The organism is Sphingobacterium gobiense, from assembly GCF_002980575.1.
GTDB lineage: Bacteria > Bacteroidota > Bacteroidia > Sphingobacteriales > Sphingobacteriaceae > Sphingobacterium > Sphingobacterium gobiense.
This window is the reverse complement of sequence record NZ_PVBS01000002.1, coordinates 800220-815364: the sequence shown is the minus strand read 5'-3', so window position 1 is coordinate 815364 and position 15145 is coordinate 800220. Positions and strand designations below refer to the sequence as shown.

8 protein-coding genes are annotated in these 15145 nt (G+C 44.8%); 1 reads left to right on the top strand and 7 read right to left on the bottom strand.

Going from position 1 to position 15145, the window contains the following annotated elements; all coding sequences use genetic code 11:
• Positions 1-237 precede the first annotated feature (237 nt).
• On the top strand, positions 238-2136 hold the full coding sequence (locus C5749_RS12195) for a glycoside hydrolase family 43 protein (protein ID WP_105726405.1): 1899 nt from the start codon (positions 238-240) through the stop codon (positions 2134-2136).
• Positions 2137-2152: 16 nt separating this feature from the next.
• On the opposite strand, the gene C5749_RS12190 is transcribed toward C5749_RS12195, so the two are convergent.
• The 7 genes from C5749_RS12190 to C5749_RS12160 form a co-directional block, all read right to left on the bottom strand.
• Positions 2153-3280 carry a glycoside hydrolase family 88/105 protein gene (locus C5749_RS12190; RefSeq protein WP_105726403.1) on the bottom strand — a complete coding sequence of 376 codons (1128 nt, stop codon included), beginning with the start codon at positions 3278-3280 and terminating at the stop codon, positions 2153-2155.
• Positions 3281-3289: 9 nt separating this feature from the next.
• A complete protein-coding gene (locus tag C5749_RS12185) occupies positions 3290-5437 on the bottom strand; it encodes a hypothetical protein (RefSeq protein WP_245893757.1) in 2148 nt (715 codons plus the stop codon).
• Positions 5438-5464: 27 nt separating this feature from the next.
• Positions 5465-9091, bottom strand: coding sequence for a DUF4450 domain-containing protein (locus C5749_RS12180; protein ID WP_219847975.1), 3627 nt, complete (start codon positions 9089-9091; stop codon positions 5465-5467).
• Between the two features lie 10 nt (positions 9092-9101).
• Positions 9102-10796 (bottom strand): glycoside hydrolase family 28 protein, encoded by a 1695-nt coding sequence (locus tag C5749_RS12175; RefSeq protein ID WP_245893756.1) that lies wholly within the window; start codon positions 10794-10796, stop codon positions 9102-9104.
• Positions 10797-10957: 161 nt separating this feature from the next.
• Positions 10958-12052, bottom strand: coding sequence for a glycoside hydrolase family protein (locus C5749_RS12170; RefSeq protein WP_181151391.1), 1095 nt, complete (start codon positions 12050-12052; stop codon positions 10958-10960).
• Positions 12053-12150: 98 nt separating this feature from the next.
• A complete protein-coding gene (locus tag C5749_RS12165; RefSeq protein ID WP_245893754.1) occupies positions 12151-13260 on the bottom strand; it encodes a glycoside hydrolase family 88/105 protein in 1110 nt (369 codons plus the stop codon).
• A 71-nt stretch (positions 13261-13331) separates the two neighbouring features.
• Positions 13332-15140: a RagB/SusD family nutrient uptake outer membrane protein gene (locus tag C5749_RS12160; RefSeq protein ID WP_105726393.1), complete on the bottom strand. Its 1809-nt coding sequence runs from the start codon at positions 15138-15140 to the stop codon at positions 13332-13334.
• Positions 15141-15145 lie beyond the last annotated feature (5 nt).

Sequence of the window (15145 nt, the reverse complement as noted above, 5' to 3'; positions counted from 1 at the left end):
AATTGGATTCTGCTTCAAAGATAAAAAAAGAACACGATAAAAACTAAAAATATTAGTTTTTATCGTGTTAAGGTCTGTCGCACACCTAGACAGGAGCGAATTTTGGGGCATTTTGCCACTATCGGTTCGCATAGGTAACCCCTATCGATAGATAGGGCTAGGACACCGCAGGTTGCCGACCCCGTCGAAAAAAACTAGTATTGTATTTGGTGTATCTTGTGAACTTAAATTCATCGTATGAAACAGATCAAAATAAAGCTCCTTATAGTATCGCTGCTATTATCCGGGATACAGTTATTGGCTCAAAGCAGTACCATACTTGAAAAAGATCTCACGGGATACCTCTTTGCTTATTTCGGTGGTGGGGAAAACGGCGAAGCCATCCGGTTTGCCATCAGCCTTGATGGGTATAATTACTATGCACTCAACACTAATCAACCCGTTTTGGATAGTAAACAGATCAGCTCTGCCGGGGGACTGCGCGATCCACATATTATACGGGCTGAGGACGGGAAAACTTTTTATATGGTCGCTACCGATATGATGGCTTCCAAAGGCTGGGATTCCAATCGCGCCATGGTACTGCTGAAATCGACAGACCTGATCAACTGGAGCTCCAATGTGATCAATATCCAACAAAAATATACCGGGCAGGAAAATCTAAAACGGGTATGGGCGCCACAGACCATATACGATAAAGAAGCTGGTAAATACATGGTGTATTGGTCGATGAAACACGGAGATGGTCCCGACATCATTTATTACGCCTATGCAAACGCTGATTTCACAGACCTGGAGACAGCGCCCAAGCAACTGTTTTTCCCGAAAGACGGAAAGCCGTGTATCGATGGTGACATTATCCATTACCGGGATAGCCTCTACTATATGTTCTACAAAACCGAAGGACATGGCGACGGCATCAAGCTGGCTGTAAGTCCATCCCTCACTTCCGGCAAATGGGAAGAAAAAGATGGGTATAAACAACAGACTCGGGAATCAGTAGAAGGTTCAAGCATCTTTAAGTTGAACAATTCAGATACCTATATCCTGATGTACGATGTTTATCGTAGAAAAGAATTTCATTTTACAAAAAGTGAAGACTTGGAGAATTTTACGCCTATCGACCAAGAGATATCGATGGACTTCAAACCGCGTCATGGTTCTATTGTTTCAGTCACCAATGCGGAGCTGCAGCGATTGATCATGAAATGGGGAAAGCCTTCAGGCTTTCCTGAAATCAACAAAAATCCGATAATAGCGGGTTATTACGCCGATCCAGAGATTATCTATTCGAGGAAAGACAAAAAATACTACTTATACCCAACGAGTGATGGATTCATGGAATGGAGTGGTCATTATTTTAAAACGTTTTCATCTGAAAACTTGTTAGACTGGAAAGATGAGGGCGTTATCTTAGACCTGGCAAAAGATGTTCCTTGGGCGCGTGAAAAAGCATGGGCGCCCTGTATTATCGAGAAAGAAAAAGACGGTGTATACAAATATTACTATTATTACACCGGTGCGGGAAAAATTGGCGTAGCCGTATCAGATGAACCCACCGGACCTTTTGTCGATTCGGGGAAACCTCTTGTCGACTGGAAACCGGAGGGAATAAATCGGGGCGCAGAAATAGATCCGGATATATTTCATGATCCGATATCGGGAAAAGACTATCTGTATTGGGGAAATGGCTATGTGGCTGTTGTGGAGTTGAATGATGACATGGTCTCGATGAAAAAAGAAACGCTCCAGACCTTTTCTTTACCCCATTTCCGCGAAGCCGTCGAAGTTTTCTGCCGCAATGGTATTTATTATTTCCTGTATTCAGAAAATGATACCCGCAGTGAAGACTACCGCGTGCGCTATGCCATGTCCAAATCCCCCACTGGGCCTATGGAAATTCCAGAAGACAATCTTATTTTAGCAAAAGTTTCCGAAAAGGGAATATACGGAACCGGACATAATTCCGTGTTACAAATTCCGAATACAGATCAATGGTACATCGTCTACCACCGCTTTAGTCGTCCGAATGGTATCCACATGGGACGTGCGGCGGGATATCATCGGGAGGTTTGTATCGACAGCCTAGAATTTAGTGAGGATGGTACAATTAAAAAAGTGGTGCCGAGTTTTTAGTCGGCACCAATAAAATTTATTCCACCATCTTATACACTTCCGTTCCGGCCAATAACACACAACCCAACCCATAATCTTCAAAATCCGGCACTTTGTCAACGGTTACCGGCTGGCCGTCTTTCGGTTCTTTACCGGTAGACTGTACATAACCTAAAAAGCCATTCGGTTGGATGGATTCTTTAGAGATAGCTGTCCAGCCTTTTTCCACCACCGGTAGGTATGTTGCTTTGTCTAGGATACCATTATTGATACCCCAAGCCATACCGTATACAAAAAGGGCTGTACCCGTCGTTTCCTTCCCCCCATAATGGTTCGGATCGTGCAAACTGACATTCCAAAAACCGTCTTCACGCTGTATGGGCACCAATGCCTCGGCCAACTTCTTAAAATCATCTAAATATTCCGCATAGTGTGGATCAGTTTTCGGCAATTCTTGCAATACCAGCGCCAATGCCGCTAAAACCCAGCCATTGCCACGCGACCAATAGCAATCTTCGCCATTTGGCTCCGTATAAGGTGGAACGAAATCTTTATCGCGCCACCATAGCTGATCTTCCGGATTGTACAACCCGTTACCCCCTTCTACGTATTTCGTATGATGGTACATTTTGTACATATAATCGAAATATTTTGGATCATTAAGGGTCACGCCCAGTTTCACAAAAATCGGCATCGCCATCTGTATAGCATCAATCCAGGTCCAATCATTGTAGCGACCGCTATTGATGACCGAATCGATATTCTTTTTGATCGCTTCGATCCGGACTGGTTGTGGATCAATACGGTAGAGATCAATATACGTCATACCGCAGTTTTGGTTGTCGGCGTGACGGGTATACACTTCGCCCCGCACGGGTTTCCAATCATGTTTCTCTGCCCAGTCGACCGCATAATCATAATATCTTTTTTTCGGGTCTATTTTATAGAACGCCATCAGCCCCTCATAATACACGCCTCGTGTCCAAATATTTCCGCGGCGTTCCTTATTGGTGATAATCGTCTTCCCTGGATCGGGCCATTTTTTCATGAAATAATCGTTAGCCAAACGTAACTGCTTCACGACATCTTCCTTTGTCGTAAAGTCTTGCGCCATGGAAGCCATGCTTCCACAGCCTAACAACACAAATAGCAATATCTTCTTCATATAATCGTTTTAAGGCATCTTTTTAAATCCTTCTTTTTTAATTTTCCATGATCCATCTTTCGGGAAACCGGGGAAATCGCCCTCTGAAGCATCCCATCCTTCCAACATCATCGCTACGGCCGTCAGTGTCCCTCCGTTGCCCGGAAGATAAATACGTAAGCGCCCATCTTGATAGTTGTGGCCATTCTTAAGGTAAGTATTGGTCTGGATATCCATAAAGAGTGCATCCAAAGCTTTCTCAGGTAAATTTAAGCGAGCGGCATTCATCGCTGTCATCGGAAAATCCCAACCCCAGGTTTTTTCCCAGAACCATTTAGCCCATACCGTATCCAGCGTATTCTTCATAATAGCCTTGTCCAATTTCGGAGATTCAGGAACCATCCCCAAGGCGCCGAGTACTGCCGGATGATCTGTCATCCACTTAGGAAATGTATAAGAGTCGGTTGCCGATTCGGTGGCCAAATAAACATCGTCTTGAACAGGCAATGCCGCTAACTTATTGATTACTTCGTCCCATGCTGCTACGCGCGGCTCACCCAGCCGTTCTTTCCATTCCTGCGCGATACGTAAGGCCCAATCCCAATAGGCCACCTCATACGTTGGATTGATTGTTTTAGCAGCGGGAAACACTTCCTGTGCCGGGATGACACCCAAGCCAAGGTTGTAGCGATCTTTCTCTTTATCGTAATATGCATAGTCCGCCATAAATTCTGCTGTCGCAAACACGAGATCTTTGTATTTTTCCAATACCCCTTTGTCCTGTTTATCACGATATGCCAGCTCCGTCATATAGATAATATGGGGTTGTTGCCAAATGAGGAATGCGGCCACCGAAGAAGGACTCTCATTCCCATCGTTATCTGACATTTTGATCCAGCGCACGCCTTTATATCCCTGACGTTCCGCCAGCGCCTTTGCTTTTTCAAATGTGTGAAAATAGTAATTCAGCGTTTTCTCCATAATTTCAGGGCGTCCCCAGAGCGCAAAATGCACGCCGTGCCACCAGTGCATCTCGGTATGCGGTTTGCCATACCAGCTATTAAATGTCAGACCGGTTTCTTGGGGAGGGTGATCACCACCGCATTGCACTTTCGTTAAATATTGCGATAGTACCAAACGACGCTCCAGCTCGTGTGCCCTCGGATCCGTACTTCCCTCAAAGTCTACGGCAGCGCCACTTTCCCAGAAGGCACGCCATTTATCCTCGCTTTCTTCTGCAATCTTTCCATAATCCGGCTCGCTAGCTTCAAAACTGTTTTCTTCTGCAAAAGTACAGGAGAATTCCAATGTTTCCAGATCCGAGGCTGGTTGATAGACGAAATGATGTTGACCTGCCTCCGTAATCGTCCCATTGGAATAGTTGAGTCCCGTAAAATAGTTCGTTCCCGAAAGTATATGTTCTAAAACGGCTGCATGCTCTCCTTCTGAAACGATACGGCTTTGATGTTTGTCTTCTTCACCGTAATAAGCCGCTTCATCCAGAAATTGTCCTGAAGGATAGGGATAACGTATAAATATTTGGAGGCGTTCGGCAGCAATCAGTGGCGAAGAAACCTTAACTGCAATTCTGTCGGTCGACTGTGCCGAAGCAGTCCAAACTTCTACAGGCTCATCTTCTACCGTAAACTTACTGTGGATAAGCCCAGTCCAAAGATCGAGGGTCTGTTCCGCATGATGGATGTCGTCCACCGTGGCTTGCTCACCGTTTTTTAAGGTAAACGCCAGTCCGACGTTACCCAATTGCAAACGATGCGGATTTACGCGGTAATATTCTGTGGCTTCGGTATTCCGGCCGCCTTCTTTATGCTGAATACTGTATTTCGCATCTCGTCCTTCGCTATTAAAGTCATATGATTTCAGGGTTTCCTCAAATGCATAATCTCCCGCATTAGGAAAGCTATTCCATCCCCACTCCGACTGTGTCCCAAGCGAAACGCCTTTTTTATAATATTCCGGGAAGGATTGCATTCCGGTAACATCCACCGTGTAAGCAAACACACCGTTTCCTACGGTCAACGAAGCTAACGTATCAGCCGAATGGTTTACAATATTATGGCGTTGTACAACGGCCTTTCGATCAATTTTCCCACTTTCGGGCGTTTGGCAGGACGCGAGTAGCATAACTGCCGCGCCTACCATTTTAAGTGTTTTATTCATTAGCATGTTTTTATCGCATGAGTGATTTTATTTCGTTAATAAGGTTGCTGCTATAAGACCGATCACCACGTCATTGGTTTCGGTTACTAATTGCAGCGATTTAAGGGCTTTTGAACTATTTAGGGGCAAGTCTACTATTGTTGCCGCTCCGCCATCCACCGCTCTGTTTGTAAATCCCTTTATTTCCGTATACCGAGGCAGTTCGCCTCCTTTGTAAACTGCTCCTGTTTTTAGCTCGACGCGATATGGAATCGCTTGATCGGGGATTTCGAAAGCATAATTATCATCGAGATAGTCCTGCTCAATCGGCCACCAGTTGGTCGGATTCTTTAGATCCAACACGTCTTCTTCTCCATCCATATAGATCACTTTGACACGTGCATTTACCATTTGAGACTGCATCGGATTGGTTGACCCGGCCATCAGCAAATACACTTTTTCGGCTTTTCCTGCTAAAGGTATTTCCATGTTTATGGGATAGTTGTCCCATTGGCTCGTAAAAAGGACATTTTGTTCTTCTCCTTGAATCCGGAACGGGATATTCAGGTAGGTGACGATCTCATTCTTTCGTGCTGCCATCAGGCCACGATCGTCTATATGCGCTGTTGTTAATGGATAACACCAATTGCCGACTCCCTGCCATGGCAATTGCAATGTTGGCACATCTGGTCGAGGAGATAAATATTGTTGCTGGAAGATATCATTCAGTCGACCATTGTAATAAGAGGAAAGGTTTTGCGTTTGATAGCCCCCTTGGTTATCGATATTCCAAGCGATGTAGTTCACATCCCATTGTGTGTCTCCCACGACCAGCGAAAAGCGGTTTGTTCCCATGGTCAAGACGTCTGATGGAATTTCTATCTCTTGCTGTTTATCGGGCGAAAGTTCTATTTCTTGATTAAAATTTGTCCCCTGTATACGTGTTATGATCTTTTCGCCAGTACGATTCTGCAGCATCAGATAATGTCGTCTATCACGTTCTATAAAATGATGCGCTATGGGCTCGACCAACGCTATATTTATGGGGTGCCACCAAGTCATTTTTCCCTGGTGCAGTTTCACGAAGAACGTTCCTTTATGTTGCTTTTGTACAAACGAAAAACGCCCGTTTTCTTTTCTATTGAGGAGATTTTGCGGGTCATAAACATCCATCACGCTGACATCCGCTGCAAGTGGTAGTACGAATTCTGTTGTATAAGCATGTTCAGTCGACGTGATCGATGGCACGTCTAATTGTCCGTCTCCGATAATAGCTATCGAAAAATGGTTGGCCTCCGGTGCTTCCAATAGCAGCAATGGCCTATCTATAGACGAGGACTTGAGACTCCATTCGATCGGCTTTCCATTCACGATAACGGATTTGATATGCTGGTAGGTTACGGGGATCTCCATCTTTAATTTTACCGGACTTTCGTATTGTGTATTAATCGTAAAATGCATCCGATCGTTTTCCCGTTTAAATTGATAACTCCATTGCGGTAATTCAATTTCGGCAAAATCCCATTTCTCGGGGAATCCCGGCTTTACGAAGATTTGACCATCTAATAACTGGGGATAAAATCCAAATAGTCCCTCTGTGAGTGTACGAGAGGCAACACCTATGGGGTCTGCAAAATCACGGTAAAGCTCACCTCTAAAAGCGTCATAATGGGACAACTGCTGAAAATTACCCGGACTGATACCGTGGTACATACTCTCGATAACATTACTTTTCCAAAGTCGGAAAGCATCTTCACTACGCCCCGATTGCCAATAAGCCAAGGATCCCTGGAGGTTTTCAGCAAGTGCAACATTGTTAACAGACCAAGTGTAAGGCTGCCAAGTTGTTGTTGCAAGCGTATACAGCTCTTCATGTTCCTGTCCATCAACTTGAATAGGGATATGTGGCAAATGATGATCGACATAGCGGGTATTCTGATAGTTATCAAAATCGTCAAGCATATAGGCGTCCGCTACATGATATATGGTCCATAACCCCGGTTTGTCGTGAACCAACTTGTTTCCTAAGGCATCCTGATATTCCGCAAAATAACCTTTATCTGTAAGCCAAAGGCGTTCTCTCATAGCCTTCATAATAGCATCGGCCTCCTTTTCATACAAGGAAGCATCTTCTCCGATGAGTTTTGCTAATTTTGCGGCTGCCCGGTTCGCCCTGTAATTATAGGCTGTGGTATGTGCCACGCCTCCACCTGTATACTGTAGTCCGTCGCTTGCCCATATCGCGCAATAGGCGTCATACAAGCCGTCTCGCTTAAAATTTCTTCTTTCCCAAGCCAGATGCCGCTCAATCGTTGGCCACATCTTTCGCAAATAGGTGAGATCACCGGTATAATCGAAATGGGTAAACAACTGATCGAAGAATACCAAGTTCATATCATAGTGGTGCGCTACGGTATTGTTGTTGGGATGACGAGAAATATAGCCGCTTGAAAACATAGCCGTTCCCATCTCTTCCATATGACGCGCCAGATGCAAGGCCGTATCCATGACCACCTTGGCGTTTGCAGGCTCCAATACCTGCGAATTTGCATAGCTGGAAAAATGTTCTTTCGCACGGTCATGCCAACCCAAAACATCGGCAGCATATGCGCCTCTCCATGCATTCAGGCGCATACGCCAAGCAACCGCCCCATGCAAAAAGGTTGGGCTTTCCCATACGCCGTCTGCAGCTACAGCCAAAGCGGCATCAAAGCTATTAATAAAGCGATCAGGCGTGTTAAGCTTTACGCGGTTTGCCAATTGCAAACGTGCCTCTTCCGCACGGTCAAAAATCGACGCCAATGCGTCATCTGTATAATTCTTCTGCGCTAACTGACCTCCCGTAATCTGTATATAGGCCGGCTTATTTTCTAGCGAATATGTTGCATACACGATAGGACTTTCCCCCTCTCCGTGTTGTGTCAATTGCTTCAAATCACGTAGTGTGGTTGCATCCGAAAGTTGAGCACGCTGTGCACCTCCAAAAGTACCGAAAACAGTTTGCTCTCTTTTTTTACCGTCAAGGTACGTCAAGGTAAAGCGATTATGGATAAGCTGGTAGACATTATTTATACAATATTCTGGCAACAGATAGAATCCGGATTCGGGATCGGCTCCGATATCACCACCTCTGCTAAATTTACGCCCGCTGGCACCACCATAGACAGCATGTAGTCTCATTGTCGGCAAGACAGCATCTCCCTCCACCTTAACAATCATCCCTTCGGCATCCGCTTGGGCCATTACCACGATATCTAAATGTCCGCTTCCGATCAATGGATCCTGCACCCGATAGAGCATCGATCCCGCTCGATACCGGGTTTCGATATGCTTAGCGTCAATCAATTTTTTATATACACCTTCCTTTTCTAGAACAAACTGCAGGTTGCCTGCCATGCCCGGCATATACAGGGCAAACTCGGGTAAATCGCCGGCTTCTACGCGCGAAGGCTTATGATTTCCATAGAGCGCGCGATTAAAGCGATATTTCCCATTAACGAGCAAGAAATCACCCTGATCTTCGGTATAATGCAGGCTACGCGGATTTTTTTGCCAATGTTTGGACTGTGCTATGCTATTTAACCCTGTACACCATACTAAAATCAGCGAAAGACATAAGGACCCTATTCGTTTCTTCCTGATTGGTGGATTAAAAAACATGATATATTTTCTCATTCGGTTCATACTAATTGACGGCATGTAATTTCAGCATATCTGATGGCGCATCTTTTCTAATCTTGATCTGTTCCTCGCGGTAATTACCGTGGATGGCGATATCCGACGACCGATGGCCAGACACATCAAATATGTTCGATGTAGCGTCTGTTTTCAATCCTTCGATATGAACATTTCGTACATTTCGCAAGGTGAGCACCGGCCCTCCTTCCGGGTAAATCGCGACATTTTTCAAATTGATTTTTTCTGATTCCAGGAGCTCGCCGCCCACTTTGGAATGGACAATAAAGTTCTCTACATTGATATTTTCGATCATATGTTCGGGCAGTCCATAAAAATACATGGCTCTTCGTGCACTGGCACAGACTACATCATTGATATAGATATTTTTAAATGTCGGCGTAGTTTCGTCTACTGGCGGAATTTCTTCCACTATTGTCGCTTCATCTCCATCTTCTAATGTCTCTACTACTGACTTTCCGCCATAGTACAAATTGAAATGAAGGGGTTCGGTAGCGATGTCAAACATATTAATATCACGGATGAAAATATTCTCGACCACACCGCCACGTCCTCTACGGCTTTTGAACCGCAGCCCGACGTCCGTACCCAAAAACTGACAATTGGACACCAAAATATTCTTAACACCGCCGGACATTTCACTTCCAACAACAAAGCCGCCATGACCTTTAAAGACGGTACAATTGTGGATGATAACGTTCTCCGTTGCTTGGTTACGCTTCCTACCGTCTTCGTCCTTGCCAGATTTGATACATATACCATCATCCCCTACATCAAAAGTACTGTTGACAACAATTGCATTCTTACAGGACTCTAAATCCAGTCCATCACCGTTTTGCGCATATGAGGGATTTCTGACTTGCACACCGTCCAGAATCACATTTTCACACATCAGCGGATGAATATTCCAAGCAGGCGAGTTCTGGAAAATCACGCCTTGCAAAAAAACGTTTCTACATTCGATAAGACTGACCATCACCGGACGAAGGAAATCTCGTACGGACATCCACTCTTCTTCTGTTTTTAGGTGACGCGGCACGTTCATATCACTGGTGGTGTCACCATGCAGATACTGCGCAGAAGGCATCCAATAGGTGTCCCGTTTGAAAACCCCTCCTGCTGACGTAGCACGCTTCCAAAAACTTTCCGAAACTTTCTCTTTCTTCAGCGGACGCCAATAATGTCCGTTGCCATCGATGGCACCGTTTCCAGTGATGGCTACATTTTCCAGATTCCTTCCCGAAATAGGGGACTGACACCTTCTTGTATCTAATCCTTCAAAGGAAGTTTCTACAATAGGGTATAAATCTTTGTCGGGAGAAAATAAGATAATTGCCCGATCTTCCAAATGCAGATTGATGTTACTTTTAAAAACAATAGGTCCGGTGAACCACACGCCTGCCGGCACCCGCAATCGTCCGCCGCCTTTTTCTGAAAGTGCCTCCATGGCATTGGCAAATGCCTTCGTATTCAACGTTGTGCCGTCGCCAATTCCGCCAAAATCGGTAATCAACACTTCGTTGTTCGGAAATGTCGGTGGTGAAAGGACAGGCATATCGAACGGTAAATTTTCGTATAAATAGCCGTAGTCGGACGGATTGCGATCAACCTGGCATGATAGACAACACAAACCCACCGATAACAGTAAACATTTTTTTAATACATATATTATTCTTCTCATCATAGTTGTGTTATGCATGCGCAACAAAAAAGCTATCCACGTCCCTCCTAGGAAATAGTCTCTTCCAAAACTAAATTAAGCGTATTGCCTCTGCTTCTAAAAATTGATATAAATCGTTTAAAAACTGACAAAACCTCAATAAACAGCATCTTTTGGGCAACTTGTTACAGGTTATAAGATTGTATATCGAATACGAAGGTTGTAGATGTATTGGACGAGCCTCCTTGAGTTGCACCAAATAAATAACGCGGGGTGCCTTTATCTTTATCAAGCAAAAACATAGGGCGTTCCAAGCGGCCGAATCGCTTGAGATGAGCCGGAGGCGTGTCTTCCCGAACATAGCTGGGCATATCGAGGTAAGCAATCTTAGGCTCTGACCAATGGAGACCATCTACAGAGGATAACAGCAAACCATATTCATGATTATAAAATCCCATATCCCGCGCGATCATATAATAGGTGCTGTCTTCTTTCCAGACGAAAGCATCTTCCAATTGCGCATTGTTAGGCCGTCCGGAAAAATCTATAACAGGATCATCTGACACTTTGCTATATGGACCACATGGGTGATCAGCTTTCGCGAGACCATATTTACGATTTCCTCTCACGCTGCCCGAGGCTTCTTGGTATTCCTTTGTATTCCAAGATTTATAAAACAGCCAGTATTTTCCGTCATTGCCCATTACAAAGGCTGGATTTGTGGTGCAGTGGTCGTCCCAAGAACCTTCCGCTCCGGGCATTAATGCCGGGTTGTCGGGGCGTTCCCAAGGCCCGTTTAAACTTTTTGCAGTGGCAATACCAATGCGCTTGGTGTCCGTTTTTCCATTCGAGTTTCCCATATAAAAGAGGTAATAAGTATCGCCTACTTTCTGAATTAACGGATTATGACAAGTTGTGCTATCCCAGTATCCTTCCCTGGGATGAAGTACAACGCCGTGATCTACAAAGGTCGCATCAGGACGATCGGCCACGGCATGTGCAATTTCAGAACCTCGAATCCAGCCACTCATCCCTTTTTCTTTCTTCCAACGAGAATAGAAGAGGTGTACTTTCCCATCGTCGCCCCAAATTGGGGAAGAACACCAAATGTAATAATCTTCTAAAGCGAGTGATCTACCTATCGGTTTCAGGGTAAAAGCCGGTGTATCGCCTGCTGGATTAAATGCCAAAAGAGATGGCACAACCATCGCGCCTGACAATAAAAAAAAGCCCGATTTCACAAAATCCCTCCTAGAGTAACCTCCTATGTTTTTTGCCATGTTTTATTTTTTCGTTACTATCACTATCCAGGTTTATTTGTCTAATATATTAAAAAACAATGCTATACGTATCCTGCGCCGTCCTGCGTAATCTTCGGCTACCTATTTAATTCCAATAATCCCATGATAAACGGGCCTGTAGCTTTGACATCGTTTTCCCGAATGCGTTCGTTGACATAATAATCATAACTGCCATCACGGTAAGGATGCCCTCCCAGGCCTGCAACAGCGTTGCACTGCATGAGCGTAAGCGTGCCGTCGGACTCGGTCTTCAGCAGTTTCTTTTGAATACCCGCTAAGGTTTTTTCAGCGACTGTTTTATAGGAGGTAGGGATATAACCCTTGTTGGTTGCCTTAGCGAAGCCATACATAAACATCGCATTTACAGAGGCCTCCTGATAGTTTTTCTCTTTACCAATTTTATCCAGCACTTGCCACCATAAACCTGCTTCATCTTGGTACTTTGGCAATGTTTCGGCCAATCCGTTGATGAGCACTACGATCTCGTCTCTTTTCGGGTAATCTTCCGGAATAAAATCGAGTACATCGACCAAAGCCATAAACCACCAACCGATACTACGCCCCCAAAAGTTCGGCGACTGCCCCGTGACTTTATTGGCCCACTTTTGCTTTTTGCTTTCATCCCAGGCATGAAAGTATAGTCCCGTTGCCTTATCATACGTGTGCTTCGCCGTCACGAGAATGTGATTGATTACGTCATCATAGTGTGTGCTATCGCCTGTAAATTGTCCATATTGGGCGATAAAGGGATCTGCCATATACACGCCATCCAACCAGATTTGGTGGGGATAGATCAATTTATGCCAATATGCCCCTTCCAGCGTTCGGGGGTGAACATGCAGTTGATCCATCAATCGTTCAATAGCAAGCTTATACTTTTCTTTTCCAGTCTTTCCGTAGAGTGTGAAGAGAATCTTGCCCGGATTAATATAGTCAATATTATACGTCTCCCGTTTGTACAGGTGAATGCTACCCTCTTCGTTGATGATCGTATCGGCCCAAGCTTCGACATAGTCGAAATATTTTTGATCGTGGGTTTTCTCCCATATTTTCAACATGGCGAGACAACCCAGTCCTTGGCCATATCCAAAATACAGCCGTTTGCCATGATCAATCTGCCATGCTTCAGGGAAGCGTTTCATTTCGGATTCGGCAAACTGTAGATATAGCTTCTGTTCCTGAGCCATTGATCGGAGGCTCAGGAAACATAGTAGTAGGACTAAAATGGGAGTGGTTATTTTTTTATTTGACATATGAATTAGTATAAGGGATGCTGTTGCCCACGAAGCCCTGGATTATTATCAATAGTCGTTGTGTTCAACGGAAAAAGCTCTACTTTGTTCTTTTCTAGTCCGCGGTATATATTTCTCACCCAAACGGCGTCGGCAGAAAATGCATTGGCAAAAAAGACAGCAGACGCTCCATACATATTCAGAATTGTATATCCCTGATTTTCTAATGCTGTCCTTTCTTCTTGGGTTGGCTCACTTTCCAAAGCGATAAAATCTAACGCGACGGTCGGATCATTAAACGTTCTTGCGTCTGTTCGTTTATATGCCCTATACTGAGCTACCCCTTCATACTTGCCTGTGTGATTAGCAAGATCGAGAATTTCTTGTTTCGTCTCCGTCAACTTTTCGTACAGTATACCCCACCGGATTAGATCAGTTCTGCGCCAGCCCTCAAAACCGAGTTCGAGTTTGCGCTCCTGAATGATTGCATCTCTGAAATCGGCATACGTCCCAGGCGTTTCGCCAATTTTCGACCGATCGTTTTGGAATGCTCGTAACCGTACCTTTTCATACATCTCTTTCGCTACAGCTGTGGGACCATTATTCAGTTCATTTTCTGCTTCAGCGTACATCAATAAAATATCCGCGTACCGCAGGTGTATCCAGTTGATATCCCGCTGGGCTGCCGAAACACCCCCATCTCCTTTCCAGTTCACACGAAACTTACCAACCATATGGTTAGCATAGGTATTCATCTGGTGAATGCTTTCCGCTGTAATGGCATAATTTGAGATGGTCACATCACGGCGTACATCGCCTTCTTCAAATTCAAAATAGTATGTAGGCAGTGCCGCCATAGCTGGTTGAGACTTATTGTAAAACGACCGTTCGTGTGCAAAGATGCCATTCGTATAGCCAAGTCGCGCCTCATTGCGATCAGCACCTTTTTGACCGTATTCGAACATCGACTCATTATTGTATCTGCCATTGACCAAATCTCGAAAAATCGTCTCATAATCTATAAGCTCATTCTCTCCTCTGTCCACAACCGTCTTGCAAGCATCACGTGCGATCTCATATAGTTCCTGAATGCGTTGCGTGTCTGAACGCTGCGCCAAACGAACACTACCGGACGCATAGCTATCTAGATCCCATCGTAATGAATATCCCGCTGCATACAAGGCTATACGAGCCAGCAATCCATAAGCGGCATTTTTAGATATTCGCTCCACAGGCATCCCTGACTCTCCTTTCCAAGGCAACAGCGCAATGGCCTCCTGCAAATCCTGTATACAACCATCTAATATCGTATCTCGGCTCACGCGAGAAGTAGAGAAATCCGGCATTTCTACCACGGGGATGGTGGGATAAGGCACATCACCAAAGTAGCGAACCACATGTAGCATGTTAGCCGCTCGAATCGCATAAGCTTCCCCTAGCAACATATTGAGTTTTGTAGTTTCTGTTTCGCTAACTTGATCCATCAGCGGGATATTCCTGATTAAGACATTCGCTTGCTCGACACCGGCATACATAGCGGCGTAAGTAGACGTCGGACTTATCGCAGGATTGTACACATAATTAGAGACCTGGTTTTTCGAGTTGGTTTCTCCCTCAGTGGAGAAGCATTCATCCGTTCCCATACCGAATTGGTAAAAGAGCTCGGCGTTAAAGGTACTGGTATAGGCGCCTAATACGGCCATCTCCACTTTTCCGACATCTTCGAATATGGTGGAACTATCGAAATCCTTTTCCGAAGGCAGTTCCAGAAAATCTTTACACGATGTTGCACCCAGTAGAACGGCTGCTATAATGATATATATATTGAATTTCATAATAC

Bases quoted from the DNA above. Each gene is read 5' to 3' on its own strand.
- C5749_RS12195 (WP_105726405.1), top strand. From the start codon at position 238: ATGAAACAGATCAAAATAAAGCTCCTTATAGTATCGCTGCTATTATCC.
- C5749_RS12190 (WP_105726403.1), bottom strand. From the start codon at position 3,280: ATGAAGAAGATATTGCTATTTGTGTTGTTAGGCTGTGGAAGCATGGCT.
- C5749_RS12185 (WP_245893757.1), bottom strand. From the start codon at position 5,437: ATGAATAAAACACTTAAAATGGTAGGCGCGGCAGTTATGCTACTCGCG.
- C5749_RS12180 (WP_219847975.1), bottom strand. From the start codon at position 9,091: ATGAGAAAATATATCATGTTTTTTAATCCACCAATCAGGAAGAAACGA.
- C5749_RS12175 (WP_245893756.1), bottom strand. From the start codon at position 10,796: ATGATGAGAAGAATAATATATGTATTAAAAAAATGTTTACTGTTATCG.
- C5749_RS12170 (WP_181151391.1), bottom strand. From the start codon at position 12,052: ATGGCAAAAAACATAGGAGGTTACTCTAGGAGGGATTTTGTGAAATCG.
- C5749_RS12165 (WP_245893754.1), bottom strand. From the start codon at position 13,260: ATGGCTCAGGAACAGAAGCTATATCTACAGTTTGCCGAATCCGAAATG.
- C5749_RS12160 (WP_105726393.1), bottom strand. From the start codon at position 15,140: ATGAAATTCAATATATATATCATTATAGCAGCCGTTCTACTGGGTGCA.